The 10,680-nt window shown below is 70.1% G+C and carries 13 protein-coding genes; 3 read left to right on the top strand and 10 right to left on the bottom strand.

Annotation, left to right across the window (positions count from 1 at the left end):
• Positions 1–146: 146 nt before the first annotated feature.
• Positions 147–320: a CsbD family protein gene (locus ACWD0Y_RS16235; protein WP_450260991.1), complete on the bottom strand. Its 174-nt coding sequence runs from the start codon at positions 318–320 to the stop codon at positions 147–149.
• Between the two features lie 238 nt (positions 321–558).
• Here ACWD0Y_RS16235 and ACWD0Y_RS16230 point away from each other — a divergent pair, with 238 nt between their 5' ends.
• The 3 genes from ACWD0Y_RS16230 (at position 559) to ACWD0Y_RS16220 (ending at position 2,526) form a co-directional block, all read left to right on the top strand.
• A complete protein-coding gene (locus tag ACWD0Y_RS16230) occupies positions 559–828 on the top strand; it encodes a GlsB/YeaQ/YmgE family stress response membrane protein (protein ID WP_450260990.1) in 270 nt (89 codons plus the stop codon).
• Positions 829–1,437: 609 nt separating this feature from the next.
• Positions 1,438–2,166 (top strand): DUF4839 domain-containing protein, encoded by a 729-nt coding sequence (locus ACWD0Y_RS16225; RefSeq protein WP_450260989.1) that lies wholly within the window; start codon positions 1,438–1,440, stop codon positions 2,164–2,166.
• Positions 2,167–2,394: 228 nt separating this feature from the next.
• Positions 2,395–2,526, top strand: coding sequence for a hypothetical protein (locus ACWD0Y_RS16220; RefSeq protein WP_450260988.1), 132 nt, complete (start codon positions 2,395–2,397; stop codon positions 2,524–2,526).
• Positions 2,527–2,589: 63 nt separating this feature from the next.
• Here the strand turns inward: ACWD0Y_RS16220 and ACWD0Y_RS16215 are convergent, their stop codons facing one another.
• The 9 genes from ACWD0Y_RS16215 to ACWD0Y_RS16175 all read right to left on the bottom strand — a co-directional run bounded on the left by ACWD0Y_RS16215 (position 2,590) and on the right by ACWD0Y_RS16175 (position 9,966).
• The gene (locus tag ACWD0Y_RS16215) at positions 2,590–3,471 is read right to left on the bottom strand and encodes an oxygenase MpaB family protein (RefSeq protein WP_450260987.1); all 882 of its coding nucleotides are present in this window, start codon (positions 3,469–3,471) and stop codon (positions 2,590–2,592) included.
• Between the two features lie 113 nt (positions 3,472–3,584).
• A complete protein-coding gene (locus ACWD0Y_RS16210; RefSeq protein WP_450260986.1) occupies positions 3,585–4,214 on the bottom strand; it encodes a histidine phosphatase family protein in 630 nt (209 codons plus the stop codon).
• A 102-nt stretch (positions 4,215–4,316) separates the two neighbouring features.
• Entirely contained in the window at positions 4,317–4,565 is a 249-nt protein-coding gene (locus tag ACWD0Y_RS16205; protein ID WP_450260985.1) for a hypothetical protein, read from the bottom strand.
• A 91-nt stretch (positions 4,566–4,656) separates the two neighbouring features.
• On the bottom strand, positions 4,657–5,790 hold the full coding sequence (locus ACWD0Y_RS16200; RefSeq protein WP_450260993.1) for a cytochrome P450 family protein: 1,134 nt from the start codon (positions 5,788–5,790) through the stop codon (positions 4,657–4,659).
• Complete coding sequence (locus ACWD0Y_RS16195) at positions 5,772–7,214, bottom strand: cytochrome P450 (protein WP_450260984.1); 1,443 nt, start codon at positions 7,212–7,214, stop codon at positions 5,772–5,774. Before ACWD0Y_RS16195 ends, ACWD0Y_RS16200 begins: the two co-directional genes overlap by 19 nt.
• Entirely contained in the window at positions 7,211–7,810 is a 600-nt protein-coding gene (locus ACWD0Y_RS16190) for a GTP-binding protein (protein WP_093797243.1), read from the bottom strand. The genes ACWD0Y_RS16195 and ACWD0Y_RS16190 overlap by 4 nt, the downstream gene beginning before the upstream one ends.
• Positions 7,788–8,147 (bottom strand): DUF742 domain-containing protein, encoded by a 360-nt coding sequence (locus ACWD0Y_RS16185; protein ID WP_450260983.1) that lies wholly within the window; start codon positions 8,145–8,147, stop codon positions 7,788–7,790. Before ACWD0Y_RS16185 ends, ACWD0Y_RS16190 begins: the two co-directional genes overlap by 23 nt.
• Complete coding sequence (locus ACWD0Y_RS16180; protein ID WP_450260982.1) at positions 8,144–8,578, bottom strand: roadblock/LC7 domain-containing protein; 435 nt, start codon at positions 8,576–8,578, stop codon at positions 8,144–8,146. The genes ACWD0Y_RS16185 and ACWD0Y_RS16180 overlap by 4 nt, the downstream gene beginning before the upstream one ends.
• Positions 8,575–9,966 carry an ATP-binding protein gene (locus tag ACWD0Y_RS16175; protein WP_450260981.1) on the bottom strand — a complete coding sequence of 464 codons (1,392 nt, stop codon included), beginning with the start codon at positions 9,964–9,966 and terminating at the stop codon, positions 8,575–8,577. Before ACWD0Y_RS16175 ends, ACWD0Y_RS16180 begins: the two co-directional genes overlap by 4 nt.
• Positions 9,967–10,680: the final 714 nt, after the last annotated feature.

Here is a 10,680-nt window from a genome sequence, read left to right as displayed (position 1 = left end):
GCGGTCCATGCCGCCGCGGTGTTCCGTGTGGCCGGCGCGCAGGACGTGCTGGAGCTGGGGGCGGGGCACGGGCGCGACGCCCTGTACTTCGCCGGGCGGCCCACCCCCCTGTAACGGCAACAGCCCGGGAGGGAACTCAGTGGAACTCAGTGCTTGAAGGCGTCCTTGGCGTGCTCGCCGGCCTGCTTCGCATCACTCTTGGCCTGCTCCGCCTTGCCCTCGCCCTGGAGACGCTCGTTGCCGACGGCCTTGCCCGCGGCTTCCTTGGCCTGGCCCTTGAGCTTGTCGGCGGTGTTCTCAGCCTTGTCAGCAGCACTCATCACGCTCTCCTCACATTGCGGTTCTGACCATCCGGTGCCCCGCGTCAGCGCTGTTATGCGCGTTCGGAACATAGTTCGGCGCATAACCCGGCCACCGGGCCTCCGCGGGCCGAACTCCGCCGGAACTGGCGCGTCCGAACGGTTGTTTGTCACCGCCGGGCGGGGGCAAACGGCAATTCACAACCTGATGCCGCGGCCGTAACCGAGGCCGTGGTCCTGACTTTTGGAGTGCGTACGCATGGGAATCATTTCCTGGATCATCCTGGGTCTGCTGGCCGGTGCGATCGCGAAGTTCCTGCTGCCCGGCCGCGACCCGGGCGGCATCCTCATCACCATGATTCTCGGTGTCCTGGGCGCGCTGCTGGGCGGCTTCCTCGCCCAGGCACTCTTCGACGTCGACCCGATGGACGGTTTCTTCGAGGTCTCCTCCTGGCTGTCGGCGATCATCGGCTCGCTCATCCTGCTCGTGATCTACCGGGCGGTCGCGAGCAAGCGCCACCACGCCTGACCACAACACCGAACCCGCAGCGGGCACCGGAATTCCTTCCGGTGCCCGCTGGGCTGTATCCCCTCGTGATTCCCTGGCGGGGCCCGCTCTGCGGGGATCGGGACGCTCTGCTCAGGGGAGACCGAAGCCGTGTTCCCGGAGCCCGGGACGCTCGTATCACTCATGCCGCCCGTACCTGGCAGTACGGAAATCACCATTCGAGTGATCCGTGAGTGTGCGAGCCGGGCCGGTTCGGCCTCCGAGGACAAGGTGCCGGCGGAACGTCTCATCTGTGGTTTTCCGTATTCGGATTCGGCTATCGGGAGATGCTGATCGACATGCTTTACGCGTTCGCTGACGTTCTCTCAGCGAAATGATCTGAGCGAAGCTGCGTGAACCCGTCGTGCGTGAGCAAGCCGCACGAGTCGTCCTCGGTTGCGGGCGGACGTGAAGCCCTTGGCAGGACAGGTCTCACCACAAGATCATGTCCGTGACCACCGGAGGCTTCACGGTGGTCGCTTCTGTGGCCACGCTCGATGTTTTGCACCGGTGATGCCGAGTTCCTCGCGGAGTCCCCTATGCTCGCGAGGCAGTTGGTATGAGCAGTCCATTTGGGGGGCGCGGAGCCGCATGGCCGACGAGATCACGTACGAGTACAAGACCGTGCAGACAGTTCGCGGCACCGACGGCTTGGTGATCTCGAAGATGCAGAAGGATGGCTGGGAGCTCGTGGAGCAGGCCCAGGGCACACTTCGCTCCACCCTCAACTTCCGTCGGCCGAAGAAGCAGCAGCCGTGGCTCCTGATCGGCGCGGCGGCAGCCGTCCTCGTGATCCTGGCCGTCGTCATCGGCACTGCCTCTGCGCTCGGCGACGGAGGCGAGAAGAAGGACGAGTCGGACAAGCCGGCGGCCGCTGCGAGCGAAAAGCCCTCCGCTGCGCCGACTCCGACCACGGCCGAGCCGGTTGCCGCCGAGGTGATCACGCCTGAGAACAACCCGGAGTTCGCGGCGCTGCTGCTGACGGAGCAAACGTGCGGCGATGCGAACCTGGACTTCGCGACCAGGTATGAGGGCCAGACGGTCGCGTTCAACGGCTCGATCAGGCACATGGTGCCCCACCGTGACTACGAGACCCGCTACGACCTCCTCCTGGGCCCAGGCGACAAGGGACCGAACACGACGGTCGGCCCGTCCTTCAAGTACGAGGACGTCAGCATCTTTGACCTGAAGCTGACCGGCAAGAAGATCCCCGCCGCCGTCGGCGAAGGCGACAAGTTCCGCTTCGTTGCCGAGGTGGGCGAATTCAACGCGAACCAGTGCCTCTTCTTCCTCGACCCGGTCTCGACGGAAATCCGGTAGCCAAGACGGGCAGCCGCGTCATCACGGACCGGCGCGCTCGGCCATTCTCTCAGCGGTGATCATTTCCAGATTCCGTTGAGGACGAGGGCGGCACGGGCGATGTCACGGCCCATGGTGGGCCCATGATGGTCGGATCGGATCACTCCCGGCACGTACACGGCAGTTCACGACTCGACCGCGACCGGGACGATTCACACATGGGCCGCCACCGGTGCCCACAACGCCGTGGTGGCCGGGCACCACGACGGCCTGATGCGGCCCGGCCCCCTCGCCGAGATCGGCGCCGTCCTGGCGGCCCGGCTGGAGGAGCTCGCTTCCGGGACCGCACCGGCTGCCGGAGGGCGCCGGACGAGGCCGTGACGTTCATACGGCCGGGGCCGGCCCCCGGCCGGCCCCCGGCCGCCCCTGGGGGACGGACGCGCGTCAGCCGCCGGACGCGGTGGGCGGGGGAGGCGCCATGGCCCAGCGGATCGTCCCGGTCAGCGCGTGGCCCGTCCACCGTACGCAGTGCCGCTCGACCCGGGGCAGGTGCGGCAGGCCGAGCGGCTCGCGGGCCCAGGGCGGCAGCGTCGCGACGGCGTTGGCCGCGAGAACGGCGTAGGGGGCGCGGGCGGCCCACGGCAGGGGCGGGTGGAACAGGATGAAACGCGCGGCCTCGCGCGCCTCCCGGGTGGCACGCAGCTCACTCCGGTAGGCGTCCGTCTGTTCCGCCAGCCCGGCCCGGTCGCGCGGTGGATCGGTCACACCCAGCGCGGCGGCCACGCGCGCCGTGTCGGCGATGTACGCGTCGCACCCGTCGCCGTCGAGGGGGTGTGCCCCGTGCAACTGGTGCGCGTACAGGAAGCTGCCGACCTCGGCGACGTGCACCCAGGACAGCAGGTGCGGGTCGGCGGCGTGATAGCTCTCGCCGGCCGCGGTGGTCCCCCTCACCCGCTCGTGCACGGCCCGGACCCGGTCGACCGCCTCCTGGGCGTCCTCGGCGGTGCCGTACGTCGTCACGGCGAGGAACGTGCTGGTGCGCTGGAGCCGTCCCCACGGGTCGCCCCGGTACCCGGAGTGGGCCGCCACGGCGGCCATGGCCAGCGGGTGCAGTGACTGGAGCAGCAGGGCCCGGAGGCCGCCGATGAACATCGAGGCGTCGCCGTGGACGATCCGGATCGCACTGTCCGGACCGAACCAGCGAGGCCCCGGCGTGCCGTGGATACGGGCCCGCGTCCGGGCGCCGGAAGGCCCCGCGACCCGGGTGAACAGGCTCTCGCCGAGTCGCTCGCGCAGGCGGAAGACGGCTGGTGCGTGCACGTCCATACGTTCATTGTCCGCCCGGCCCGCGCCCCGCGGAGCCCCTGTCGCCCACCGTGCCCGCCCCCGCCCGCGCGGGCGCCGACGGAGGGCTCGGACAGGGGCGTGCCGCAACCTGGTCACGAGTCGAGGTGGCGGGTGTCACCGAGGCTGACGACCTGGCGGTTGTGGAAGAAGTCGTCTTCGCGCAGCGTGGTGATGCTGCCGGAAGGCGCCCGGAAACTGGCATGGCCGACCGACTCGACCGGCATCCCGATCCAGGCCGCCACGACGAACGTCAGAGAGCCGCCGTGCGTCACGATGATCTGGTGTCCGCACGAGCGCCGCAGGATCTCCTCCATGGCCGCGTAGACGCGCTGCGCCCACACCGCCTTGGTCTCGGCACCCGCCACGCCCTCGTCGTGTTCCAGCCGCTCCCCGACGGCCGGCGGCGGGACGAACCGCCGGTCCAGCCACTCCTGCGGCCTTCCCTCCGCCTCTCCGTAGGACTTCTCCCGCAGTCTGCGGTCCAGGACCGGTTTCACGCCGAACAGCTCGGCCACCTCCTCGGCCGTCCGCCGGGCACGCCGCAGATCCGAGGAGAACAGCTCCACCTCTGTGCCGTCAGGGATCCGGGCCCGCAGCGCCCGGGCCACGGAGACCGCTGCGCGCCTGCCGGCGGAGGTGAGCCGAGAATCGTGCCACCCGCCGACCACCCCCTCGACGTGGTGCGTCGCCTCCGGGTGAGTGATGACGTAAACGCTGCGCATCAGCGTGTTCCTTCCGCGTGGACGGAGATGCTCGCCGGGCGAGACGCCGCCTGGCTGCGGGCGGCCGGCCACAGCCTCGTGAGGACCTCGCCGCTCACGCTGTCAGCAGTGGTGTGCGGCGGCCCGGTGAGGGGCTGCGCGGATGAGGACCGCAACCAGGACCGCCAGGTCTGCCGCGCCGTCGGAGTCGTCCGCGCAGCGCGTGGTCCGCAGGGGACCGACTCGATCGAACCGGACCCCCTCCAGCTTCAGGACAGGGGCGGGGGTGAGCAGTGCGAGGCGGGCGTCGCCGTCCGGGAAGGGGTGGAAGAACGCGACATCCAGGTAGGCCCTGGCCGCGCGGGAGGCCAAAGGGACGTCCGGGTCCCGCCGGCCCTCGGTGGGAGGAGGGCCGCTCCGTACGCCGGCCCTCCTCCACGGTCCCGTGCCACCGGCGGAGAGATCAGCCCGTCGGCTGTGTCCCGCCGGACAGGCGGGCGGGCAGGCTGCGGTGGCCGTTGGAGATGAACGACTCCACGGGCTGCAGACCGGACGCCGGGACGGCCGGCTCCAGGTCCGGGAAGCGCTCGAAGAGGGCGGGCAGGGCGATCGCGGCCTCCATCCGGGCCAACGGCGCTCCGAGGCAGAAGTGGACGCCGTGTCCGAACGCGAGGTGTTCCTTGTTCATCCGGGTGACGTCGAAGCGGTCCGCGTCCTCGCCGTGGAGCGAGGGGTTGCGCCCGGCGGCGGCGTAGGCGGCGAGGATCGCGTCGCCCTTCTTGATCGTCACCCCCATGGTCTCGATGTCCTCCACGGCGTAGCGCAGGGGAAGATTCGCCACCGGAGCCTGGACGCGCAGGGTTTCCTCGATCACGTCGTTCCAGGAGGCCCTGCCCGTCCGGACCAGTTCGAGCTGGTCCGGGTGGGTCAGCAGGGCGTGGATCGCGTTGTCCAGCAGGTTGACCGTGGTCTCGTGCCCGGCGCTGATCACCAGGAGCAGGGTGTCGACCAGCTCGGCTTCCGTGAGCCGCGTGCCGTCCTCCTCCCGGGCCGCGATCAGGACGCTGGTCATGTCGTCGCCCGGCTCCCGCCGCTTGAGCGCGACGAGGTCGGACAGGACGGTGTGCATGCCCTGGAAGGTGGCCGCGACCTCCTCGGGGGCGGCAGCGGTGTTGAAGATGCTGTCCACCAGACGACGCAGTTCCTTGCGCGTGCCCTCGTCGTTCACACCGAACAGTTCGCAGATCACCTGGATGGGGATCGGGTAGCAGTACTCCTCACGCAGGTCCACCACCTGCCCCTGGGGGGTGGCGGCGAGACCGTCGAGCAGATCGGCGGTCATACGCTCGATACGCGGGCGCAGGGTCTCCGTGGCGCGCGCGGTGAACGCCGTGGAGACGAGCTTGCGCAGACGCCTGTGGTCGCTTCCGTAGGCGGTGAACATGTTCGTCACGGCGACCCACGTGAACAACGGCCACTCCGGGGTGATCTCCCCGTTGATCCACGCGGGCCAGTGCCGGCGGGGGTCCTTGGACACACGGGCGTCGGTGAGCAGTTCCTTGAGGAGCGCGTGGTCACTTACTGCCCACGCCACCACCTGGCCAGGGAGTTCCACCAGCGCTGCCGGCCCCCGTTCCCGTACGCGGGCTCCCTCTCCGTGGATGTCTGCGCCGGAGGCGTCGATGACGAGGGGGCGGGGCTCGTGTTCCATGTACTGGCTCCAGAGGGTTCGTCCGTGGCCACCGGCACGGTGATGGGAGGGAAACGCACAGGCAGAGCGGCCAGAGCCCGGTGGAAGGGCCCCTGCCGCCACTCCAACCGGCCTACCCCGACCGCAAGTTCGGTATCCGGGAGCCGGTCGAGGAGTTTCTCCACGGCAACGGCGGCGATCAGCCGGGCAGGGGACTTCGCCGGACAGGTGTGCGCGCCGGCGCTCCACGCCAGGTGCGCGCGGTTGCCGCCGCGCCGGTCGCCCGCCAGGGCGGGGTCGGTGTTCGCGGCGGCCAGGCTGACCAGGATGGGCTCGCCCTCGCGCAGCAGGGTTCCGTCGAGCTCCAGGTCGTGGAGCGGGTAGTGGATCGCGTAGTTCGCCATCGGCGGGTCCGTCCACAGCACCTCGTCGAGCGCGTCCTCGACGGGCAGGCTGCCCCCCGCGAGGTCGCCGCCGAACCGGTCGTCGGACAGCAGCAGCCGCAGACCGTTGCAGATGAGGTTCTGCTGGGGCTCGGTGCCCGCGCCCATGAGGACCACGAGCTGGTGCATCATCTCCTCGTCGGTGAGCCGCGCGGGATGGGCCATCAGCCAGGACGTCACATCCGCTCCGGGCCGCTCCCGCTTGAGAGCCACCAGCTCGGCCACGCCCTCGGCGAGGACCGCGTTGGCCTTCTCGGAGTCGGCGTTGGCATCGAAGATTCCCGACATGCCCTCGACCAGCTTGTCCCCGGTCTCCGGCGGGCAGCCGAAGAGCTGGTTGAAGACGAGCAGCGGCAGGATCGCCCCGTACTCGCCGAGAAGATCGGCTTGCCCCTCGGGGCCGAACCGGTCGATGAGGGTGTCGGCGCTGTGCTCGACGTAACCGCGCAGCGCGTTCGGGTCCACGCGGCTCAGGCTGTCGGTGATCGCACCGCGCAGCCGCGCGTGCTCGTCACCGTCGGTCCACAGGGCGTTCGGCCGGTACATCATCATCGGAACGACGGGGCTGTCCGCGGGGACCGTCCCGTCCGCGAGGCCCCGCCACCGGCGCGGGTCCTTGGAGAACCGCTCCGGGCTGCGCAGCACCTCGAGAGCGGTCTCGTAGCCGGTGACGAGGGACGCGTGGACGCCGGGGGCTATCTCCACCGGCGCGATGGAGCCGTACGTACGCAGCCGTGCGTAGACCGCGGCCGGATCGGCGGCGAACTCCGGTCCGTACAGGGACTCGGCCGTACGGAGGGCCGGGCCGGCCGCGCCTTCCCTGTGTCCGGCGTGTGCCGGACAGCCGGGTGGCGGTATCGCGTCCGAGCCGGGCTGGGGGGTGGTCATCGAAGCTCCTGGGAGGTGCGGGTCTGGAGGTACGCGACAAGGGAGATCAGCGCCTCGGTGGAGGACGCGGTGCTGCGTGCGTCGCAGAGCACGAGGGGGGTTTCCGGGAGGAGGTCGAGTGCTTCGCGTATTTCCGCTTCGGGAAACACCGGTGCGTCGTCGAACTGGTTGACGGCGACCGCGTACGGCATGCCGTGCTCTTCCAGCAGGCCCATGATGTCGAAGGACTGGTCGAGCCGCCGGGTGTCCGCCAGCACCAGAGCTCCCAGCGCCCCGTTCAGCATGTCCTCCCAGAGCTTGGTGAAGCGCTTCTGGCCGGGAGCGCCGAACAGGTACAGCACCAGCCGCTCGCTGAGCGTGAGACGGCCGAAGTCCATGGCCACGGTGGTCGTGGTCTTGTCCGGGCTCCCGGCCAGGTCGTCGATCAGTTCACTGGCCTGCGTCATGGTCTCTTCGGTACGCAGGGGCCGGATCTCGGACAGGGTGCCGACGAACGTGGTCTTGCCGACCGCGAAGTGACCCACGACCAGAATTTTGACCGCGGTTCTGACCGTGTCCGGGACGTAGACCTGGTCAGAGCCGGGCGCGGAGTCCATCAAGCACCTCCTGGAGAAGCTGGTCGTCGGGGAGCTGGGCCCTGGGGACGGGGGGCCGGGTGGTGATGTGACCGCTGTCGATCAGATCGCTGAGCAGGACCTTGGTGACGCTGATCGCCAGCGTCAGGTGCCCTGCCACTTCGGCGACCGACAGCGCTCCTCCTCGGCAGAGCTCCATGACGCGGCGCTTCTCCGGACTCAGGCCACTGAGCGGCAGGCTGCCCACGGCCACCACGAGCGTCACCAGGTCGAGCGTGTTGCGGGTCGGGTGGGCGCGGCCGTCCGTCACGACATAGGGGCGCACCAGGCCCCGTTCGCGCCTGTGGGGTGGGCTCATGCCGGACGGCTGGTGCCCGGCCGGGCGGGTACGGCGTCCTGCCGGGGCGGGCTGGTCAGTTCCTTGCCCAGCCGGTCGACGAGCTTGTGCATGCCGTAGGTGACCGCCTCCATGTCCACGTTCTGGGTGGCGGAGACGGCCAGGTAGGCCCCGGCACCGGCGGCGACCAGGAAGACGTACCCGTCGACGAACTCGACCAGTGTCTGCTGCCAGGGGGAGGACTCCTCGGCGCAGAACTCGGCGGTGCTGCGGCTGATCGACTGGAGACCGGACAGTGCGGCGGCCTGGCGCTCCGCCTCGTCGCGCCCGATCCCCTGGGAGTGCGCCCGGAGCATGCCGTCCGCGGACAGCAGGATCGCATGGCGGGCTTCGGGGACCCTGAGGACCTCGTCGAGCATCCAGCCCAGTTCGTTGGCCATGTGGTCGTTCATTCCTGCGAGTTCCCTTCGTCGTCTTGAGAGGCGGCACGCCCGAAGCGGGTGCCGCGGGCGAACGCACCCATGCGGAACGCGGTCTCGGCGGCCGGGCGGACCGGGGTGTGACCGTCACCGGACGGTGTGGCGGTCACCTGCTGTCCCACCGCCTGGTCCTGGGCGGCCCGGCGCCGGCGCTTGGGGAGGCCGCCTGCCGTGGACGCCCGGGAGGCATCGGCGGCTGCGGGAGGCAGTGCCTGCCCCGCGGGCGCGGCCTGCGCACGGCTCGGCAGGGCCTGCGGGGCATCGGAGGTGGAGCCGGACCGGGAGGCCGCGGCCGGGGTGTTCGGAGCGGACGGTGCCACGGGGACCTGCTCTGCCTCCTGCGCGGCCGCCGCCCTGGCGGTGGGTACGCGATTGAGGAGCGCGTGGGGGAGGAACACCACGGCGCGTACTCCCCCGTAGGGCGACCGGGTGTCGACCGAGACGGTGAACCCGTACCGGGCGGCCAGCACACCGATGGCGGCGAAGCCGAACTGGGGCGGATCGCCGAGCCGGTTGATGTCGATGTCCTCACGGCCCGTCAGGCGCCGGCCCGCTTCCTCGGTCTCACGTGCGTCCATGCCGACTCCGGCATCGTCGATGACCACACAGGCGCCGTTGTGCGCGGGCTGGACACTGACCTCGACCTTGGTGTTGGGCTGCGAGTGCCGCGCCGCGTTGTCCAGCAGTTCGGCGACCGCGAGCACCACGGGCTCGACCGCCCGGCTCACCACTTCCATGTCGACGCGCGAATGGATCTCGACGCGCCGGTAGTCCCGGATCCGGGACGTCGCGCCGCGTACGACGTCGATCAGCGGTGAGGCGACCCGCTGCCGGCCCGGCCACGATCCGCAGAGTACGGCGATGGCCTGGGCCCTCCGGCCGAACTGTGAATTCGCGTGGTCGATCTCCAGCAGGTCCTGGAGCACATCCGGACTGTCGTGCCGGTCCTGCATGTCCGAGATCGACAGCTGCTGTTCGTTCGCCAGGGCCTGGAGTGCGCGCATCGCCGCCTTGAGCGTCGCTCTCGCCGACTGGTCGGCCCGGGACCGTGCCGTGTCGGCAACTCTGGTGAACAGTTCCTCGATCCGCTGCAGGCTCTGTCCGTACGCCGTCGGGCCCAGCTGCGGGTCGAGCAGACCGGGCACGGGCACGGGCTGATGAGGAGCCTCCGCCAACACGGGAAGACGGGCCTCGACCAGGTGCCGGGCCTCCTCGTCACGAGCGCGCAGGTCGGCTTCCAGCGCCGTCAGGCGCCGGCGCAGGGAGGCGGTGATCCGGCGTTGGCGTACCAGCAGGACCAAGCCCGCGAGCACGATGGCCGCGAGGCACCAGATCACCGCCTCCAGTATGTGTTGTGTCATCAGTTCCTCGTGAACGGGGGGAGAGGTGAAGCAGGGCAGCAGTGCGAGGTGAGCGGGAGAAAGCAACTGGGGGCTCCACCGGACTCCGGCGGAGAGCAATCCGGAAATCGGCCCACTGATGGGATGATGTCCGAACTCTCGCGCCCACCGGGAACGCTGGAATGGCTGATCATCCTAGGTATGGCAGGCGGCTTCAAGTTGCTGAGACAGGACGAGCCATATCGGCCGCTCACTGCCGGACTTTCCCAAGGAGGAGGACCGGGCGCACAGTTGGAAGGCGCCTGGGAATACACGCAATGAGCCCTTTCCAACCTGGCTGGACCCTGGGAAGGTTGGTGTGTGCGGGCAGGGCGCGGGAAGAGGCGAATTTCCTGATGGACGGGTTGCCGGCCAAGAAGTGTCCGGCGGCTCGACCCGTTTGCGATGTGGGCACACATATGCCCGGCTCGCGGTCCCGGCCGGTGAGGTTCTTCAGGAGTGGCGGGGGAGGGGGACGGCCCCGCGACCTGGGGGCGGGTTCGCGGGGCCGTCTCGGGTCCGGACGGCGGGGGGAGCCGTCCGGTCGGGGGGACCACGGTGCTGGTGCCCCGCGAACGGGGAGTCATGCGTGCCGGCCGGCCCGGCGGTCGGAGAATTCGCGGCGGGACCGGGCGGACTGGCAGCCGACGCGCGTGGAGGGGGCCGCAGGCCCAGAGGCGTCCCGGTCCGCGCCCC

This window comes from Streptomyces altiplanensis, assembly GCF_053591575.1.
Note: the sequence above shows the minus strand (reverse complement) of the source record. Positions and strands in the feature narration are given on the sequence as shown.

Bases quoted from the DNA above. Each gene is read 5' to 3' on its own strand.
- ACWD0Y_RS16195 (WP_450260984.1), bottom strand. From the start codon at position 7,214: ATGACCACCCCCCAGCCCGGCTCGGACGCGATACCGCCACCCGGCTGT.
- ACWD0Y_RS16225 (WP_450260989.1), top strand. From the start codon at position 1,438: ATGGCCGACGAGATCACGTACGAGTACAAGACCGTGCAGACAGTTCGC.
- ACWD0Y_RS16235 (WP_450260991.1), bottom strand. From the start codon at position 320: ATGAGTGCTGCTGACAAGGCTGAGAACACCGCCGACAAGCTCAAGGGC.
- ACWD0Y_RS16175 (WP_450260981.1), bottom strand. From the start codon at position 9,966: ATGACACAACACATACTGGAGGCGGTGATCTGGTGCCTCGCGGCCATC.
- ACWD0Y_RS16185 (WP_450260983.1), bottom strand. From the start codon at position 8,147: ATGAGCCCACCCCACAGGCGCGAACGGGGCCTGGTGCGCCCCTATGTC.
- ACWD0Y_RS16190 (WP_093797243.1), bottom strand. From the start codon at position 7,810: ATGGACTCCGCGCCCGGCTCTGACCAGGTCTACGTCCCGGACACGGTC.
- ACWD0Y_RS16215 (WP_450260987.1), bottom strand. From the start codon at position 3,471: ATGGACGTGCACGCACCAGCCGTCTTCCGCCTGCGCGAGCGACTCGGC.
- ACWD0Y_RS16180 (WP_450260982.1), bottom strand. From the start codon at position 8,578: ATGAACGACCACATGGCCAACGAACTGGGCTGGATGCTCGACGAGGTC.
- ACWD0Y_RS16230 (WP_450260990.1), top strand. From the start codon at position 559: ATGGGAATCATTTCCTGGATCATCCTGGGTCTGCTGGCCGGTGCGATC.
- ACWD0Y_RS16210 (WP_450260986.1), bottom strand. From the start codon at position 4,214: ATGCGCAGCGTTTACGTCATCACTCACCCGGAGGCGACGCACCACGTC.